Source organism: Streptomyces sp. E2N166, from assembly GCF_003671715.1.
Classification (GTDB): domain Bacteria; phylum Actinomycetota; class Actinomycetes; order Streptomycetales; family Streptomycetaceae; genus Streptomyces; species Streptomyces thinghirensis.
Window position 1 is genome coordinate 771,888 of the sequence record NZ_RAIF01000032.1, and the last position, 18,650, is coordinate 790,537.

Below are 18,650 nucleotides of genomic sequence, written 5' to 3' on the forward strand. Positions count from 1 at the left end.
GATCGGCCCGCGCGTACCGCCAGAGCCGCCGGTGCCCGTTCGCACAGGCCCAGGCACGGGCCGCGCTCGACCCGCACCCCGCTGCCCGGTCCCAGCCGCCTCTCCACGGCCGCGCACAGGTCGCCGGCCCCGGCCGCCGCGCACGCCAGGTCGGTGCAGAGGTGGAGCGTCGTCGCCGGGCGGGGGCGGACCGAGAACATCGCGTAGAAGGTGGCGACCCCGTACGCCTCCGCCGGCGGCACCGTGAGGCGCCGGCACAGGTAGTCCAGGGCGCCCTCGCTGATCCAGCCGACCCGGTCGTTGACCGCGTGCAGCCCCGGCAGCAGCAGGTCGCGGCGGTCCCGGGCCTCCCGTCCGCCGCGTGCCCACCGCAGGTCGGCGGCGTCCGTCCCGTCGCGGGCGGCGCCCTCCCAGGACGACTCGGGCGGGCCGAGCAGGGCGTCGACGGCCGCGCGTTCCTCGTCCGTCGGCTCGCTGTCACCGAAGCGCAGGTCCACCGGTGCTCACCTTCTCGATCCGGATCGCCGAGGCCTTGAACTCCGCCGTCCCGGCGATCGGGCAGTTGGCCTCGATGGTCAGCTGGTTGGTGTCCACCTCGTCGGGAAAGTGGAAGCTCATGAAGGCGAGCCCGGGACGGAGCGCGGTGTCGACCCACACGGGCGCGACCACCGACCCGCGCCGCGAGGTCACCCGCACCTCCTCGCCGACCACCACTCCGTAGCGCTCGGCGTCCTCGGGGCACAGCTCGACGGACTCGCCGCGGCGCAGGGGGGACGAGTAACTTCCGCTTTGCACACCGGTGTTGTAGGAGTCGAGCCGCCTGCCCGTGGTCAGCCTGATCGGGTACTCCTCGTCGGTGAGGTCCACGGGCGGGTCGTGCCGGACGATGCCGAAGGGCGCGCGCGGGCCACGCCGGGCCGGGTCCGCCTGCCACAGCCTGCCGTGCAGATAGGTAGGTTCCAGCTCCTCGGTGCTCGGGCAGGGCCACTGGATGCCCTGGTGCTCCTCCAGGCGCGCGTACGTCATCCCGTGGTGGTCCGGTGACAGGGACCGCAGCTCGTTCCAGACGGCCTCGGCGTCGGCGTACTTCCAGTCGTGGCCGAGGCGGGCCGCCAGGTCGCAGAGGATGTCGACGTCCTCCCGTGCCTCCCCGGGCGGGGGCACGGCCCTGCGGACGCGCTGGACGCGCCGCTCGCTGTTGGTGGTGGTGCCCTCGGTCTCGGCCCAGCCGGCGGTCGCCGGGAGGACCACGTCGGCCAGCTCGGCGGTCTTCGTCAGGAAGATGTCCTGCACGACGAGGAAGTCCAGCGCCCGCAGGCGGCGTACGGCCTGTTCGCCGTCCGCCTCCGACTGCGCGGGGTTCTCGCCGATGCAGTAGACGGCGCGCAGCGAGCCGTCGTCCATGGCCTCGAACATCTCCGTCAGGGTGAGGCCGTGGTGCGGCTGGACGACCGTGTCCCAGGCCGTCTCGAACTTGAGCCGGACCCCGGGGTCGAGCACGTCCTGGAAGCCGGGCAGCCGGTTGGGGATCGCGCCCATGTCACCGCCGCCCTGCACGTTGTTCTGGCCGCGCAGGGGCTGGAGCCCGGAGCCGTAGCGGCCGACGTGGCCGGTGAGCAGGGAGAGGTTGATCAGCGCGCGGACGTTGTCGGTGCCGTTGTGGTGTTCGGTGATGCCGAGGGTCCAGCACAACTGGGCACGCTCGGCGCGGGCGTAGGCGTGCGCGAGGTCGCGGACGGCGGCGGCCGGTACGCCCGTCACCTTCTCCGCGAGGGAGAGCGTCCACGGTTCGACCAGGGCCCGGTACTCCTCGTAGCCGGTGGTCGCGCGCCCGACGAACGCCTCGTTGACGAGCCCGGCGTGGATGATCTCGCGGCCGATCGCGTGCGCCATGGGGATGTCCGTGCCGACGTTCGGGCCGAGCCAGCTCTCCGCCCACTCGGCGGTGGCGGTGCGGCGCGGGTCGACGGCGTACATGCGGGCGCCGCTCCGGATGCCCCTCAGCACGTGCTGGAAGAAGATCGGGTGGGCGAAGCGGGCGTTGGAGCCCCACATCACGATCACGTCGGTGTGCTCGACCTCCTCGTACGAGGAGGTCCCGCCGCCCGAGCCGAAGGCGGCCGACAGGCCCGCGACGCTCGGCGCGTGGCAGGTGCGGTTGCAGGAGTCGACGTTGTGGGTGCCCATGACGACCCGGGCGAACTTCTGGGCCACGTAGTTCATCTCGTTGGTCGCCCGGGCGCAGGAGAACATCCCGAACGCGCCGCGCGCCGCCGCCAGGCCCCGGGCGGTCCGGTCCAGGGCCTCGTCCCAGGTCGCCCGGCGAAAGGGCGCGTCGCGGGAGTCGCGCACCAGCGGGTGGGTGAGCCGGGTGTAGGTCTTCGGTTGCCGTTTCCTCATGCGGCGCTCCTCAGCGCGAGCAGGTCCGAGATGGCGTGCACGGTGCGCAGGGTGGGCACCTCCACGCCGGTGATCTCCGCCAGTTCGACGACGGCCGCGAGGAGCACGTCGAGTTCGAGCGGCTTTCCGCGTTCCAGGTCCTGGAGCGTGGAGGTGCGGTGGTCGCCGACCTTCTCGGCGCCCGCGAGGCGGCGTTCGACGGAGACGCCGACCTCGCAGCCGAGGGCCTCGGCGACCGCCAGGGTCTCGGCCATCATGGTTCCGATCACCCGGCGGGTGCCGCCGTGCGCGCACATCTGTCGCATGGTGGCCCGCGCCAGGGCGCTGATCGGGTTGAAGGAGATGTTGCCGAGCAGCTTCAGCCAGACGTCGTTGCGCAGGTCCGGTTCGACCGGGCACTTCAGACCGCCGGTGCGCATCGCCTCGCTGAACGCCGCGCAGCGTGCCGAGACGGACCGGTCGGGCTCACCGATCGAGAAGCGGGTGCCCTCCAGGTGCCGTACGACGCCCGGCCCCGCCAGCTCGGTGGCCGCGTAGACGACGCAGCCGACGGCCCGTTCGGGTGCGAGCACCGCACTGACCGTGCCGGCCGGGTCCACGCTCCGCAGGCGGCGTCCGTCGTAGGGGCCGCCGTGCCGGTGGAAGTACCACCAGGGGATGCCGTTCTGGGCGGCCACGACCGCCGTGGTGTCGTGCAGCAGCGGCTCGATCAGCGGCCCGCACGCCGCGTAGGAGTTGGCCTTCAGGCCCAGGAACACGTAGTCGACCGGGCCGACTTCGGCCGGGTCGTCGGTGGCACGGGTGTGCGCGGTGAAGTCGCCGCGCGGGCTGCGCACCCGTACGCCGTACTGCCTCATGGCCGCCAGATGCGGTCCACGGGCGATGAGATGCACGTCGGCGCCCGCACGGTGGAGCGCGGCGCCGACGTACGCGCCGATCGCCCCGGCGCCCAGGACTGCGACTTTCATGGCGGGGAGCTCCGTTCGGTCGAGGGATACCGAGGAACCGCCGACCGAACCCGATTCCGACCTCGCGTCGGGCTCCGCGTTACTGTCGACGAAATATTGTCTACAGTATGGAAGTGGGCCCAGCAAGGCTTTGTGCAAGGGCAAGGCTTTGTGCAAGGACGGTGGTTGTCTGCTCAACTGTCTTCTCAACCGCTTTCCCTCTCCCTACGGTTGGGGACTCATGAGTCCCCCCGTCGCACCCCCGGGCTGGAGCCGCTGGCTCGTTCCCCCCGCCGCCCTCTCGGTCCACCTCTCCATCGGCCAGGCGTACGCCTGGTCCGTGTTCAAACCGCCCCTGGAGTCCGCGCTCGGCCTCAGCGGCACGCAGAGCGCGCTCCCCTTCCAGCTCGGCATCGTCATGCTCGGGCTCTCCGCCGCGTTCGGCGGCACGCTCGTCGAGCGCCACGGACCGCGCTGGGCGATGACCGTCGCCCTGGTCTGCTTCTCGTCCGGCTTCCTGCTCTCCGCGCTCGGCGCGGCCGTGGAGCAGTACTGGCTGATCGTCCTCGGCTACGGCTTCGTCGGCGGGGTCGGCCTCGGCATCGGCTACATCTCGCCGGTCTCCACGCTGATCAAGTGGTTCCCGGACCGGCCCGGCATGGCCACCGGCATCGCCATCATGGGCTTCGGCGGCGGCGCCCTCATCGCCTCGCCCTGGTCGGCGCAGATGCTGGAGTCCTTCGGCACCGACAGCTCGGGCATCGCCCTGGCCTTCCTCGTGCACGGAGTGACGTACGCCGTCTTCATGCTGCTGGGTGTCCTGCTGGTCCGGGTGCCGCGCCCGAAGGAACGGGCGGACGGCGGGGCGGTCGCGCTCGACGGTGTCCAGGTCTCGGCGCGCGGTGCCATGCGCACCCCGCAGTTCTGGCTGCTCTGGGTCGTGCTCTGCATGAACGTCACGGCCGGCATCGGCATCCTGGAGAAGGCCGCACCGATGATCACGGACTTCTTCGCCGACACCTCAACCCCGGTGTCGGTGACCGCCGCCGCCGGATTCGTCGCCCTGCTCTCGGCGGCCAACATGGCGGGCCGGATCGGCTGGTCATCGACCTCCGACCTGATCGGGCGCAAGAACATCTACCGCGTCTACCTCGGCGTCGGCGCGCTGATGTACGCGCTGATCGCCCTGTTCGGCGACTCCTCCAAGCCGCTGTTCGTCCTGTGCGCCCTGGTGGTCCTGTCCTTCTACGGCGGTGGCTTCGCCACGATCCCCGCCTATCTCAAGGACCTCTTCGGCACCTACCAGGTCGGTGCGATCCACGGGCGGCTGCTCACCGCCTGGTCGACGGCCGGCGTTCTCGGGCCGCTGATCGTGAACTGGATCGCCGACCGGCAGGAGGAGGCCGGACGGCACGGCTCCGCCCTGTACGGGACGTCCTTCGTCATCATGATCGGGCTGCTGGTCGTCGGCTTCGTCGCCAACGAACTCGTCCGTCCCGTCCACGCCCGCCACCACGTCCCCACCGCCCCGGCACCGAAGGAGGGCACCGATGTCCGACGACAGCAGCCAGAGTCCGCCTGACCTGCCCGACCGGCGCCCGCTGATCGCCTTCACCTGGCTCTGGGTGGGCGCTCCGCTCGCCTACGGGCTGTACGAACTCGTCCGGAAGGCGACCCAGCTGTTCACCGGGTGAGGGCGGGACGCGGGCGGGGGCGCCCGGGATGCTGACCGAAGCCGACAAGCCGGGCGCCCGTTTCCTGTCGTATCACCTGCCGTCGTACCCGTCGGTCACTGATCACACTGGTGGATCCCGTACCCGAGGCATCGAGGACTCCACCCATGCACGGCTCCCGCATCAGCGCCCTCGGCCATTACCAGCCCGCCCGGGTTCTCACCAACGAGGACCTGGCGGGCATGGTCGACACCAGCGACGAGTGGATCAGGAGCCGGGTCGGTATTCACTCCCGACGTATCGCCGGGCCCGACGAGCCGGTCGACGAGCTGGCCGGGCACGCCGCCGCCAAGGCGCTGGCGTCGGCCGGGCTGACGCCCGCGGACGTGGACATGGTCGTGGTCGCCACCTCCACCGCGATCGACCGCTCCCCGAACACCGCCGCGCGCGTCGCGGCCCGCCTCGGCATCCCCGGCCCCGCCGCGCTGGACCTCAACGTCGTGTGCGCCGGCTTCACCCACGCCCTGGCCACCGCCGACCACGCCGTGCGGGCCGGCTCGTCGAGCAGGGCCCTGGTCATCGGCGCGGACAAGATGTCCGAGGTGGCCGACTGGACCGACCGCACCACCTGTGTGCTCGTCGGTGACGGGGCGGGCGCCGCCGTCGTGGAGGCCTGCGCGCCCGGCGAGGAGGCGGGGATCGGCCCCGTGCTGTGGGGATCGGTGCCCGAGATGGGGGACGCGGTCCGTATCGAGGGCACGCCGCCCCGCTTCGCGCAGGAGGGGCAGAGCGTCTACCGCTGGGCGACCACCCGGCTGCCCGCCATCGCGCGCCAGGCCTGCGAGCGGTCCGGGCTGGAACCGGCCGACCTCGCCGCGGTGGTCCTGCACCAGGCGAACCTGCGCATCATCGAACCCCTCGCCGCGAAGATCGGCGCCGTCAACGCCGTCGTCGCCCGCGATGTCGTCGAGTCCGGCAACACCTCGGCGGCGAGCATCCCGCTCGCGTTCTCCAAGCTCGTGGAGCGCGGCGAGATCACCGCCGGGGACCCGGTGCTGCTCTTCGGCTTCGGCGGGAACCTCTCCTACGCCGGACAGGTCGTCCGCTGCCCCTGAACACCCCTGGCGGGCTGGGCGCCGTAGACTGTAGACGAAAGACAATCGATACTCGGCGTACCGGTCGTATCGCTGTCTTCGTGCCGCTGTCTTCGTGTCGCTGTCTTCGTGCCGCTTTCGAGGGGGACCGATGTTGTCCGCAGGACTGCCGCAGGGTGCGGTGCCCAAGCTCGAACGGCCCGGCCCGCTGCGTGACCGCGTCTACGAGGCGCTGCTCGAACTGATCACCACCCGGGCCCTCCAGCCCGGTCAGCACCTCGTCGAGAGCGAACTCGCCGGTCACCTCGGGGTGTCGAGGCAGCCCGTGCGGGAGGCCCTGCAGCGGCTCAACACCGAGGGATGGGTCGATCTGCGTCCCGCGCAGGGCGCGTTCGTGCACGAGCCGACCGAGGAGGAGGCCGACCAGCTCCTGACGGTCCGTACGCTGCTGGAGGCCGAGGCGGCCCGGCTCGCCGCGGCCAACGCGGGGAGCGCGGGCGTGGCCGCCCTGGAGGAGCTGTGCGAGGAGGGGGAGCGGGCGGTCGCCGCCGACGACGTGGACGCCGCCGTCGCCTTCAACGCCCGTTTCCACGCGAAGATCATGGAGCTGGCCGGCAACGCCGTCCTGGCCGGACTCGCCGCACAGGTCGACCGCCGGGTCCGTTGGTACTACACGCCGATCGCCCGGCAGCGCGGCCGGCAGTCCTGGATCGAGCACCGCGGCCTGATCGCCGCCATCACCGGCCGGGACGAGCAGGCGGCGACCCGGCTGATGCGCGAGCACACCGAACATACGCGGCGCTCGTACCACGCGCGCGAGGAATCGTGAGGTCAGAGGCTGTTCGCAGGCCGCCCGGCGGGATGCCCGGGCGGCCTTGCCGTAGGACGCGGAGTCGAGCACTCCGCACTTCTTTGTCCACTCAGTGGAGAAAGTTCGCAGTAATTCATGCGTGACTTCTTCCCACGCCCGGCGCCCACTGCTACGTTCCCTCCGAAAGCAAGCCACGGACGTGGCCGGGAACCGGCACACTCAAGGCCGATCGAGGCGGGGAGGGGCTCGTGAGACGCATGACGGCACGACCCGCGAACGCCCACCAAGCGCGACTGCTCCAGCTGTTGCGTGACGGAGGGCCCAACTCCCGTGCCCAGCTCGGCGACCAGGTCGACCTCTCCCGGTCGAAGCTGGCCGTCGAGGTGGACCGGCTGCTGGAGACGGAACTGGTCGTGGCCGACGGGCTCGCCGCCTCGCGCGGCGGGCGCCGCAGCCACAACATCCGTCTCAACCCCGAGCTGCGCTTCCTCGGCGTCGACATCGGCGCGACCTCGGTCGACGTCGCCGTCACCAACGCCGAACTGGAGATCCTCGGGCACATCAACCAGCCCATGGACGTACGCGAGGGGCCGGTCGCGGTCTTCGAGCAAGTACTGGCCATGGCCGCCAAGTTGCGGGCCTCGGGGCTCGCGGAGGGCTTCGACGGCGCCGGCATCGGCGTCCCGGGGCCGGTCCGTTTCCCCGAGGGTGTGCCGGTGGCTCCGCCGATCATGCCGGGCTGGGACGGCTTCCCCGTGCGGGAGGCGCTCAGCCAGGAACTCGGCTGCCCGGTCATGGTCGACAACGACGTGAACCTGATGGCGCTGGGGGAGCAGCACGCGGGCGTCGCCCGGACCGTGCACGACTTCCTCGTCGTCAAGATCGGTACCGGCATCGGCTGCGGCATCGTCGTCGGCGGTGAGGTCTACCGCGGGACGACGGGCAGCGCGGGCGACATCGGGCACATCCAGGCCGTGCCCGAAGGGCGCCCGTGCGCCTGCGGCAACCGGGGCTGTCTGGAGGCCCACTTCAGCGGCGCGGCACTGGCCCGCGACGCCACGGAGGCCGCCCAGCAGGGCCTGTCGGCCGAGCTCGCGAGCCGTCTGGAGGCGAACGGGGGCCTCAGTGCCGCCGACGTCGCCGCCGCGGCCGCCGCGGGCGACGCCACCGCGCTCGACTTGATCCGGGAGGGCGGCCGCAGCACCGGCCAGGTCATCGCCGGCCTGGTCAGCTTCTTCAACCCGGGCCTGGTGGTGATCGGCGGCGGGGTGACCGGCCTCGGCCACAACCTGCTCGCCGCGATCCGCACCCAGGTCTACCGCCAGTCACTGCCGCTGGCGACCGGCAACCTGCCCATCGTACTGGGGGAGTTGGGCCCCACCGCCGGAGTCATCGGCGCGGCCCGGCTGATCAGCGACCACCTGTTCTCACCCGCGTAGGCACCACCCGTCACCCGCGTAGGCGTCATCCGTCACCCGCGTAGGCACCACCCGTCACCCGCGTAGCACCGCCTTTCATCCGCGTAGGCACCATTCGGTTCCTGAGCTCCATCAGCACAGCGCCCTGTCCTGCCTTGCCCTGCCCTGCTCCGCCCTGCCCTGCTCCGCTCTGCCCTGACACCGGCCCGCATGCCCGCCGAGGGGACCTCACATGGCACCAGAACCACCGCTGCTCAGCATGTCCGGCATCACCAAGTCGTTCCCGGGAGTCCGGGCCCTGGACGGCGTCGACCTCGACGTCCAGGCCGGCGAGGTGCACTGCCTGCTCGGCCAGAACGGCGCCGGGAAGTCCACCCTCATCAAGGTGCTGGCCGGCGCCCACCAGCCCGACACCGGCACCATCCGCTGGCGGGGCGAGGAAGTCACCCTGCGCTCGCCCATCGCGGCCATGCGGCTCGGCATCGCCACCATCTACCAGGAACTCGACCTGGTGGAGGACCTGTCGGTCGCCGAGAACGTCCACCTCGGCCACGAGCCGACCGCCGCCGGCTTCGTCGTGCGGGGCAGAGCGGCCAAGGCGTCGACGGCTCAGCTCCTCAAGCGACTCGGTCACCCGGAGGTCGATCCCGGCCGGCTGGTCGGCGAACTCCCGGCGGCGCAGCAGCAGATCGTGTCCATGGCGCGGGCGCTCTCGCACGACGTGCGGCTGATCGTGATGGACGAGCCGTCCGCCGCGCTCGACCCGGACGAGGTCGACAACCTCTTCCGCATCGTCGCCGACCTCACCGCCGAGGGCGTCGCCGTCGTCTACATCTCGCACCGCCTGGAGGAGATCCGTCGTATCGGGGACCGGGTCACCGTCCTCAAGGACGGCCGGGCCGTCGCCGGCGGGCTGCCCGCCGAGTCGACGCCGACCCGCGAGGTGGTGGCGCTGATGACCGGGCGCAACGTCGAGTACGTCTTCCCGGAGCGGCCTGCCGGGACCCCCGAGGGCGACCCCGTCCTGAGCGTGCGGGGCCTGGCCCGGGAGGGCGAGTTCGCCCCCCTCGACCTGGAGATCCGCCCCGGAGAGATCGTCGGCCTCGCCGGACTCGTCGGCTCCGGCCGCTCCGAGATCCTGGAGACGGTCTACGGGGCCCGCAAGGCGAGTGCCGGCCAGATCCTCGTCGACGGGACCCCGCTGCGCCCCGGAAGCGTGCGCGCCGCGGTGCGCGCCGGGCTCGGGCTCGCCCCCGAGGAACGCAAGGCGCAGGCCCTGCTGATGCTGGAGTCCGTCACCCGCAACGTGTCCGTCTCCGCCATGTCCCGCTTCTCACGCGGCGGCTGGATCGACCGCGGCGCCGAACTGGGCGCGGCCCGCGCGGCGACCCGCGAGCTTTCCCTGCGGCCCGACAACCCCTCCGCGCCCGTGCGCACCCTGTCCGGTGGCAACCAGCAGAAGGCGGTCCTCGCCCGCTGGCTGCTGCGCGGCTGCAAGGTCCTGCTGCTCGACGAACCCACCCGCGGCGTCGACGTCGGCGCCCGCGCCGAGCTCTACGCGGTCGTCCGCCGCCTCGCCGACGAGGGCCTGGCCGTCCTGCTGGTCTCCAGCGAGGTGCCCGAGGTGCTGGGCCTCGCCGACCGCGTGCTGGTGCTGCGCGAGGGCCGTGTCGTGCACGAGGCCCCCGCCCGTGAACTCGACGAACACCGCGTACTCGACCTCGTGATGGAAGGAAGCCCGGCGTCATGACGCAGCATGTGTCCCCGCCCCGGGACGGCACCGGCAAGACGGCACCAGTGGACGGTCCGCCCGCCTGGCGGGTCCAGTTGGGCCGCGCCGACGTCCGCACCCTCACCCTGCTCGGAGTGCTCGCCGCGCTGGTCCTCATCGGCGGCATCACCCAGCCCGACGCCTTCCTCGACACCCGCAACCTCCAACTGGTGCTCACCCAGGCGTCCGTGATCGGCGTCGTCACCGTCGGCATGACCTTCGTCATCGTCTCCGGCGGCATCGACCTGTCGGTCGGCGCCATCGTCGCCCTGGCCTCGGTGTGGGCGACCACGGTCGCCACCCAGGAGTACGGCTTCGTCGGCATCCTCTTCACGGCGGTCGTGGTCGGCGTGGGCTGCGGACTGGTCAACGGGGTGCTCATCGCGTTCGGCCAGATGGTGCCGTTCATCGCCACGCTCGCCATGCTGGCCTCGGCGCGCGGCCTCGCGCTCCAGATCACCGACGGCCGCACCCAGGTCGTCACGGTCCCCAGCGTCCTGGACCTCGGCGAGCGCGACGCCTACATCCTCGGCATCCCGCCCCTGGTCCTGGTGTTCGCGGCGGTCACGGTCATCGGCTGGCTGGTGCTCAACCGGACCACCTTCGGCCGCCGCACGGTCGCCGTCGGCGGCAACGCGGAGGCCGCCCGTCTCGCCGGCATCGACGTCCGTCGCCAGCGGCTCTACCTCTACCTGCTGTCCGGGCTGTGCTGCGGCATCGCCGCCTTCCTGCTGATCGTCCTGGCCGGCTCCGGCCAGAACACCAACGGCAACCTCTACGAACTCGACGCCATCGCCGCCGCGATCATCGGCGGAACACTCCTGACCGGCGGCCGGGGCCACATCCTGGGCTCGGTGCTCGGCGTCCTGATCTTCACCACCATCACCAACATCTTCGCCCTGAACAACCTGCAGACCGACGTGCAGCAGATCGCCAAGGGCGCGATCATCGTCGCCGCCGTGCTGGTCCAGCGCCGTACCGCAAGCACGCATTGAGGAAAGGGTCCACCGTCATGACGAACCTCACGAGCCGCAGAGGGCTGCTCTTCGGAGCCGCCGCCGTGTCCGCCGGTGCCGTCCTCACCGGGTGCACCAGCAACGACCCCGACGACGGCGAGGACAAGGCCGCGGACACGCAGCCGGCCGCCGACGACAAGCCGGGCAAGCCGGTCACCATCGGCTACGCCGGCCCGCAGGCCGACCACGGCTGGCTCAACGCCGTCAACGACCAGGCTCAGAAGCGCGCGGAGAAGTACTCGGAAGTCACCCTGGAGGTCACCGAGGGCTCCAACGACACCGCGCAGCAGATCGGCCAGATCGAGACCCTCATCAACAAGAAGGTCGATGTCCTGGTGGTGCTGCCCGCCGACGGCAAGGCGCTCACCCAGGTCGGCCTGAAGGCGATGCGGGCCGGCATCCCGGTCATCAACCTCGACCGGATCTTCAACAGCCCCCAGGCCTACCGCTGCTGGGTCGGCGGCGACAACTACGGCATGGGTCTGAACGCCGCCCACTACATCGGCGAGAAGCTCAAGGACAAGCCGGACGCACGGGTCATCGAGCTGGCCGGCATCGACAACCTGGAACTGACCCAGCAGCGCACCCAGGGTTTCGACGACGGCCTGAAGAACTACCCGAACATCAAGAAGGTGGCCCGTCAGGCCGCCGAGTTCACCGTCGAGTCGGGCCAGGCCAAGATGGCCCAGCTGCTCCAGGCCCAGTCGAACTTCGACGCCCTGTGGAACCACGACGACGACCAGGGCGTGGGCGCGCTGCGCGCCATCGAGCAGGCCGGGCGCGACGACTTCCTGATGGTCGGCGGGGCCGGAGCGCTCTCCGCCTTCCAGGCCATCAAGGCGGACAGCGGCGTACTGAAGGCGACGGTGCTCTACCCGCCGACCATGGCCGCCTCCGCGATCGACCTGGCCCGCGCTCTCGGCCAGGGCAAGGGCATCAGCGGCCTCGCCGAGTTCGAGATCCCCTCGACCGTCACCTGCTACTCGGCCGTGGTCGACAAGGAGAACGTCGACCAGTACATGTCCACGGGCTTCAAGTGAGGGCCGCCGCCCCACGGCCGGCCTGACCAGCCGGCCGTCGGGCGGGGCCCACCCCCCACCGCGCCATCACGACGAGGAGGACATCCGCATGGGACAGCCGCAGCAGCCCGAGGGGGCCGGGGCGGAGGCATCAGCCGCCGGAACCGGGACCGACAGCGGGACCGGAACCAGGGCGACGGGGGCATCCGCGACCAGACCGGCGCTGCGCGTCGGCATGGTCGGCTACGCCTTCATGGGTGCCGCACACTCCCAGGGCTGGCGCACCGCCGGCCGGGTCTTCGACCTGCCGCTCAACCCGGTACTGGCCGCGATCTGCGGCCGGGACGCCGATGCCGTCCGCACCGCGGCCGACCGGCACGGCTGGGCGAGCACCGAGACGGACTGGCGGGCCCTGCTGGAACGGGACGACATCGACCTCGTCGACATCTGCACCCCCGGCGACAGCCACTCCGAGATCGCGCTGGCCGCGCTCGCCGCCGGAAAACACGTCCTGTGCGAGAAGCCGCTGGCCAACACCGTCGCCGAGGCGGAGGCGATGACCCGGGCCGCCGACGAGGCGCACGCCCGGGGCCAGTTGGCGATGGTCGGGTTCAACTACCGCCGGGTGCCGGCCACCGCGCTGGCCCGGCGGATGGTGGCAGAGGGCCGCATCGGCCGGCTGCGGCACGTGCGGGTGACGTACCTCCAGGACTGGCTGGTGGACCCGAAGGCGCCGCTGACCTGGCGGCTGCGCAAGGAGCTGGCCGGTTCGGGAGCCCTCGGCGACCTCGGCGCGCACATCGTCGACCTCGCTCAGTACCTGACGGGGGAGCGGATCGCGGGCGTCTCCGCCCTCACCGAGACCTTCGTACGGGAACGCCCGCTGCCCGAGGGCGCCGCCCGGGGCCTGTCGGCGGGCTCGGCGGACGGCGTCACCGGCGAGGTCACGGTCGACGACGCCGCGGTCTTCACCGGCCGCCTCACCTCCGGCGCCCTCGTCTCCTTCGAGGCCACCCGGTACGCCACCGGCCGCAAGAACGCCCTGCGCATCGAGCTCAACGGCGAGCGCGGCTCGCTCGCCTTCGACCTGGAGCGGCTCAACGAGCTGTCGTACCACGACGGTACGGAGCCGGGGGAGCACGCCGGGTTCCGCCGCATCCTCGTCACCGAACCCGAGCATCCCTACCTGGACGCCTGGTGGCCGCCGGGCCACGGGCTCGGCTACGAGCACACCTTCGTCCACCAGGCGCGCGATCTCGTCCACGCCGTCGCGGAGGGCCGCCGGCCCGAGCCGTCCTTCGCCGACGGCCTGCAGGTGCAGCGCGTGCTCGCGGCGGTGGAGGAGAGCGCCGAGAAGAACTCCGTCTACACCCCGATCGCCCTCTGAGGAGGCTGGCAGCGACATGCCGCGCAACTTCACTCTCTTCACCGGCCAGTGGGCGGACCTGCCTCTGGAGGAGGTCTGCCGCCTCGCCCGCGACTTCGGCTACGAAGGACTGGAACTCGCCTGCTGGGGCGACCACTTCGAGGTCGACAAGGCCCTCGCCGACCCTTCCTACGTCGACTCCCGCCACCAGCTGCTCGACAAGTACGGGCTGAAGTGCTGGGCGATCTCCAACCACCTGGTCGGCCAGGCGGTCTGCGACGCCATCATCGACGAACGCCACCGGGCCATCCTTCCCGACCGCATCTGGGGCGACGGCGAAGCGGAGGGTGTGCGGCAGCGCGCCGCCGCCGAGATGAAGGACACCGCGCGGGCCGCGGCACGCCTCGGCGTCGACACCGTCATCGGCTTCACCGGGTCGGCCATCTGGCACCTGGTCGCCATGTTCCCGCCCGCTCCCGAGTCGATGATCGAGCGCGGCTACCAGGACTTCGCCGACCGCTGGAACCCGATCCTCGACGTCTTCGACGCCGAGGGCGTGCGGTTCGCGCACGAGGTCCACCCCAGCGAGATCGCCTACGACTACTGGACCACCCAGCGGGCTCTGGAGGCCGTCGGCCACCGGCCCGCCTTCGGCCTCAACTTCGACCCGTCCCACTTCGTGTGGCAGGACCTCGACCCCGTCGGCTTCCTGTGGGACTTCCGCGACCGGATCTACCACGTCGACTGCAAGGAGGCCCGCAAGCGCCTCGACGGCCGCAACGGGCGGCTCGGCTCCCACCTGCCGTGGGGCGACCCACGCCGCGGCTGGGACTTCGTGTCGGCCGGCCACGGCGACGTGCCCTGGGAGGACGTCTTCCGGATGCTGCGCTCCATCGACTACCAGGGCCCCGTGTCCGTCGAGTGGGAGGACGCCGGCATGGACCGTCTCCAGGGAGCCCCCGAGGCTCTCACCCGCCTCAAGGCCTTCGACTTCGAGCCGCCCAGCGCCTCATTCGACGCCGCGTTCAACAGCTGAGCCGCGGCGCGTCAGCAGCTGCTCGACGCGCCCTACGGCAGGTCGGGGACGGGGGCCGGCCCATCCGCCGGTCCCCGGTCCGACCTGCCCGAATCCCACTTTGTCCTGCATTGGGAAAAAGTTGAACCCGTCCTGGTCCAAGGGGTGTCGGCCCAGGAAGAACGCGGTTACCGTCCCTGAAGTGTTCAGGACACCCACACCTCCGGGGTGACGGCGCACCCCGGCGCTCGCACGGCACGTCTTCGCACCCACCCGTACGGCCCATCCCGTTCCCGGAGGGACTTCGTGCACAGAAGCAGAAAGTCCAAACCCGCGAGGCTTCGCACCACCCTCGCCCTGTTCACCGGCCTGATGCTGGCGGTGGGCACCCCGGCGACCGTCGCCGGCGCCCACCCCGGCCATCCGGAACACGACGAACCGGCAGCCGCCGAGGGACAGTTCCAGCAGGTACCGCTCGCCAAGGGCGAGCCCGAGATGGGCGAGCCGATGTCGCTCGCCGTGCTCCCGGACCGCAGCGTCCTGCACACCTCGCGCGACGGCACGCTGCGCCTCACCGACCAGGGCGGGGTCACCAAGGTCGCAGGCAAGCTCGACGTCTACAGCCACGACGAGGAGGGGCTGCAGGGCGTCGGCATCGACCCGGACTTCGAGAACAACCGGGCGATCTACCTCTACTACGCCCCGCCGCTCGACACCCCCGCGGGCGACGCCCCCGAGACCGGTACCGCCGAGGACTTCAAGAAGTTCGACGGCGTCAACCGCCTCTCCCGCTTCGTCCTCAACGCCAACGGCACGCTGGACATGGCCAGCGAGAAGAAGGTCCTGGACGTCGCGGCCTCCCGTGGCACCTGCTGCCACGTCGGCGGCGACATCGACTTCGACGCCGACGGCAACCTGTACCTGTCCACCGGCGACGACACCAACCCCTTCGCCTCCGACGGCTACACGCCGATCGACGAGCGGCCGGACCGCAACCCGGCCTTCGACGCCCGCCGCAGCTCCGGCAACACCAACGACCTGCGCGGCAAGATCCTGCGCATCAAGGTCGCCGAGGACGGCTCGTACACCGTCCCGGAGGGCAACCTCTTCGCCCCGGGCACCGAGAAGACCCGCCCCGAGATCTACGCGATGGGCTTCCGCAACCCCTTCCGGATGAACATCGACGAGAAGACCGGCACCATCTACGTCGGCGACTACGGCCCCGACGCCGGCGCCGCCGACCCCAACCGGGGCCCGGCGGGACAGGTCGAGTACGCCAAGGTCACCAAGCCCGCCAACTTCGGCTGGCCCTTCTGCACCGGCGACAACGACGCCTACGTCGACTACGACTTCGCCACCAAGACCTCCGGCGAGAAGTTCGACTGCGCCGCCCCGAAGAACACCTCGCCGCACAACACGGGCCTCGTCGACCTGCCGCCCGCGCAGGCCGCCTGGATCCCGTACGACGGTGACTCCGTGCCCGAGTTCGGCAGCGGCTCCGAGTCCCCCATGGGTGGCCCGGTCTACCGCTACGACCCGGACCTCGACTCCTCCGTGAAGTTCCCCGAGGAGTACGACGGCGACTTCTTCGCCGGCGAGTTCGGCCGCCGCTGGATCAAGCGGATCGAGCAGACCGAGGACGGTGCGGTCGCGAAGATCAACGACTTCCCGTGGACCGGCACCCAGATCATGGACATGGATTTCGGCCCGGACGGCGCGCTCTACGTCCTGGACTACGGCCTCTCCTGGTTCCAGGGTGACAAGGACTCCGCGCTCTACCGGATCGAGAACGCCGACGACGGCTTCTCCCCGATCGCCGAGGTGAGCGCCGACAAGACGTCCGGCGCCGCCGGCCTGAAGGTGAAGTTCACCGCCTCCGCCAAGGACGCCGACTCCCCGGACCTCACCTACAGCTGGGACTTCGGCGACGGCACCGAGGGGGAGGGCCTCACGCCCACCCACAAGTACAAGAAGGTCGGCACCTACACCGCGACGTTCACCGCGAAGGACCCCGAGGGGAACACCGGCAACGCCAGTGTCCGGATCGTGGTCGGCAACACCGAGCCCAAGGTGACCATCGAGACGCCGGGCAACGGCACCCTGCTGCCGATGGGGGAGCCCATCCCCTTCAAGGTGAAGGTCACCGACCCCGAGGAGACGATCGACTGCTCCAAGGTCAAGGTCGCCTACAGCCTCGGCCATGACTCCCACGCCCACGAGCTGACCAGCGAGACGGGCTGCGAGGGCACCCTCAACCCGCCGCCCGGCGACGGCGGCCACGACCCCAACGCCAACATCTACGGCGTCGTCGGCGCCAGCTACACCGACGGCGGGGCCAACGGCCAGGAGGCCCTGACCGGCACCGCGCGCACCGTGATCCAGCCCCCGCACCGCCAGGCCGAGCACTTCACCACTCAGCAGGGGGTCGCGGTCATCGACAAGACCGGCGCCAACGGCGGCAAGACAGTCGGAGACATCAACGACGGCGACTGGATCTCCTTCAGCCCCTACAAGTTCGACGGGCAGAGGAAGCTGACCGTCCGGGCCTCCTCCGGCGGCGCCGGCGGCTTCGTCGAACTGCGCACCGGTTCGCCCACCGGCAAGCTGCACGGCTCGGCCTACATCCCGCCGACCGGCAGCTGGGAGACGTTCCAGAACGTCGACGTGCCGCTGCGGTCGCTGCCGAAGCGCACCACGGAGATCTACCTGGTCTTCCGCGGCGGCGACGGCGCGCTGTACGACCTGGACGACTTCGAGTTCTCCAAGGAGCCGTTCAAGAAGGGCAAGAAGGTCCTGGTCTTCTCCAAGACGGCCGGCTTCCGGCACGACTCCATCCCGGAGGGTGTCGCCGCGCTGAAGGAGCTGGGTACCCCCGCCGGCATCTCGGTCACCGCGACCGAGGAGGCCGGACAGTTCACCACCGCCAACCTCGCCAAGTACGACGCGGTCGCCTTCCTGTCCACCACCGGTGACGTGCTCAACGCCGACCAGCAGCAGGCGTTCGAGAACTACGTCAAGAACGGCGGCGGCTACATGGGCATCCACGCCGCCGCCGACACCGAGTACGACTGGGAGTTCTACGGCGGCCTCGTCGGCGCCCACTTCGACTCGCACCCGGCCATCCAGAAGGCCACCGTGCGCGTCCACGACCACGACCACCCGTCCACCGCGCACCTCGGCGACACCTGGGAGCGCACCGACGAGTGGTACAACTACCGCACCAACCCGCGTGAGCAGGCCAAGGTCCTCGCCACCCTCGACGAGACCACCTACGACGGCGGGAACATGAAGGGCGACCACCCGATCGCCTGGTGCCAGAGCTACGGCGGCGGCCGCTCCTTCTACACCGGCGGTGGCCACACAAGGGAGTCCTACGCGGACGAGGCCTTCCGCACCCACCTGCTCGGCGGCATGCAGTACGCCACCGGCCAGGTCAAGGCGGACTGCAAGCCGGACAAGGGCTACCGGGACATCTTCAACGGCCAGACCCGGGACGGCTGGAAGCAGGCCGGCCCCGGCTCCTTCGACGTCAAGGACGGCACGCTGGAGTCCAACGGCGGCATGGGCCTGCTCTGGTACCAGGCCAAGGAGCTCAAGTCGTACTCCCTCAAGCTCGACTGGAAGATGCGGGGCGACGACAACTCCGGGATCTTCGTGGGCTTCCCGGCCTCCGACGACCCCTGGTCCGCGGTGAACAAGGGTTACGAGATCCAGATCGACGCCACGGACGCGCCCGACCGCACCACGGGCTCCGTCTACTCCTTCAAGTCGGCGAACATCAAGGCCCGTGACCAGGTCCTGCGGCCGCCCGGCCAGTGGAACTCCTATGAGATCAAGGTCCGGGGTGAACGCCTCCAGGTGTTCCTCAACGGAGTCAAGATCAACGACTTCACCAACAAGGACCCCGAGCGGAGCCTGACCGACGGCTACATCGGACTCCAGAACCACGGAGCCGCCGACCAGGTCTCCTTCCGCGACATCCAGCTGAAGGAACTGCCCTCCAAGGGCGACTAGAACGGCGGCGGGCGGAGGACGCCGGACCTCCGCCCGCCGTCTCCCCGGGCACCGCCCGGGCCCCGCTTCCGGCATCGCACCCGGTTCGCACACGACAAGGAGGCTG

The 18,650-nt window shown here is 71.0% G+C and carries 14 protein-coding genes; 11 read left to right on the plus strand and 3 right to left on the minus strand.

What is annotated here, in order from left to right; genetic code table 11:
* From EBH09_RS30455 to EBH09_RS30465, 3 genes are all read right to left on the minus strand, one after another.
* Nucleotides 1-497 (minus strand): NAD(P)H-dependent oxidoreductase subunit E (locus EBH09_RS30455; RefSeq protein WP_193776618.1); only part of this gene is annotated, 497 nt, incomplete at its 3' end.
* Complete coding sequence (locus EBH09_RS30460) at nt 478-2,400, minus strand: molybdopterin-dependent oxidoreductase (protein WP_121750098.1); 1,923 nt, start codon at nt 2,398-2,400, stop codon at nt 478-480. The genes EBH09_RS30455 and EBH09_RS30460, both read right to left, overlap by 20 nt.
* Nucleotides 2,397-3,368 (minus strand): 2-dehydropantoate 2-reductase, encoded by a 972-nt coding sequence (locus EBH09_RS30465; RefSeq protein WP_121750099.1) that lies wholly within the window; start codon nt 3,366-3,368, stop codon nt 2,397-2,399. The genes EBH09_RS30460 and EBH09_RS30465 overlap by 4 nt, the downstream gene beginning before the upstream one ends.
* A gap of 220 nt (nt 3,369-3,588) precedes the next feature.
* On the opposite strand from EBH09_RS30465, the gene EBH09_RS30470 reads away from it, so the two are divergent.
* From EBH09_RS30470 to EBH09_RS30515, 11 genes are all read left to right on the plus strand, one after another.
* Nucleotides 3,589-4,929 carry an OFA family MFS transporter gene (locus EBH09_RS30470; protein WP_121750100.1) on the plus strand — a complete coding sequence of 447 codons (1,341 nt, stop codon included), beginning with the start codon at nt 3,589-3,591 and terminating at the stop codon, nt 4,927-4,929.
* Complete coding sequence (locus tag EBH09_RS38045) at nt 4,898-5,041, plus strand: hypothetical protein (RefSeq protein ID WP_167355245.1); 144 nt, start codon at nt 4,898-4,900, stop codon at nt 5,039-5,041. Before EBH09_RS30470 ends, EBH09_RS38045 begins: the two co-directional genes overlap by 32 nt.
* 146 nt (nt 5,042-5,187) lie before the next feature.
* A complete protein-coding gene (locus tag EBH09_RS30475) occupies nt 5,188-6,135 on the plus strand; it encodes a beta-ketoacyl-ACP synthase III (RefSeq protein WP_121750101.1) in 948 nt (315 codons plus the stop codon).
* Between the two features lie 130 nt (nt 6,136-6,265).
* Entirely contained in the window at nt 6,266-6,943 is a 678-nt protein-coding gene (locus tag EBH09_RS30480) for a GntR family transcriptional regulator (protein WP_121750102.1), read from the plus strand.
* Between the two features lie 239 nt (nt 6,944-7,182).
* The gene (locus EBH09_RS30485) at nt 7,183-8,364 is read left to right on the plus strand and encodes an ROK family protein (RefSeq protein ID WP_121750103.1); all 1,182 of its coding nucleotides are present in this window, start codon (nt 7,183-7,185) and stop codon (nt 8,362-8,364) included.
* A gap of 211 nt (nt 8,365-8,575) precedes the next feature.
* Nucleotides 8,576-10,093: a sugar ABC transporter ATP-binding protein gene (locus EBH09_RS30490; RefSeq protein WP_121750104.1), complete on the plus strand. Its 1,518-nt coding sequence runs from the start codon at nt 8,576-8,578 to the stop codon at nt 10,091-10,093.
* Nucleotides 10,090-11,109 carry an ABC transporter permease gene (locus EBH09_RS30495; protein ID WP_121750105.1) on the plus strand — a complete coding sequence of 340 codons (1,020 nt, stop codon included), beginning with the start codon at nt 10,090-10,092 and terminating at the stop codon, nt 11,107-11,109. The genes EBH09_RS30490 and EBH09_RS30495 overlap by 4 nt, the downstream gene beginning before the upstream one ends.
* A gap of 17 nt (nt 11,110-11,126) precedes the next feature.
* Nucleotides 11,127-12,170 (plus strand): substrate-binding domain-containing protein, encoded by a 1,044-nt coding sequence (locus EBH09_RS30500; RefSeq protein WP_121750106.1) that lies wholly within the window; start codon nt 11,127-11,129, stop codon nt 12,168-12,170.
* 88 nt (nt 12,171-12,258) lie between these two features.
* On the plus strand, nt 12,259-13,536 hold the full coding sequence (locus EBH09_RS30505) for a Gfo/Idh/MocA family oxidoreductase (RefSeq protein WP_121750107.1): 1,278 nt from the start codon (nt 12,259-12,261) through the stop codon (nt 13,534-13,536).
* A 16-nt stretch (nt 13,537-13,552) separates the two neighbouring features.
* Nucleotides 13,553-14,551 (plus strand): sugar phosphate isomerase/epimerase family protein, encoded by a 999-nt coding sequence (locus tag EBH09_RS30510; protein ID WP_121750108.1) that lies wholly within the window; start codon nt 13,553-13,555, stop codon nt 14,549-14,551.
* A 351-nt stretch (nt 14,552-14,902) separates the two neighbouring features.
* The gene (locus tag EBH09_RS30515) at nt 14,903-18,544 is read left to right on the plus strand and encodes a ThuA domain-containing protein (RefSeq protein WP_238697574.1); all 3,642 of its coding nucleotides are present in this window, start codon (nt 14,903-14,905) and stop codon (nt 18,542-18,544) included.
* Nucleotides 18,545-18,650: the final 106 nt, after the last annotated feature.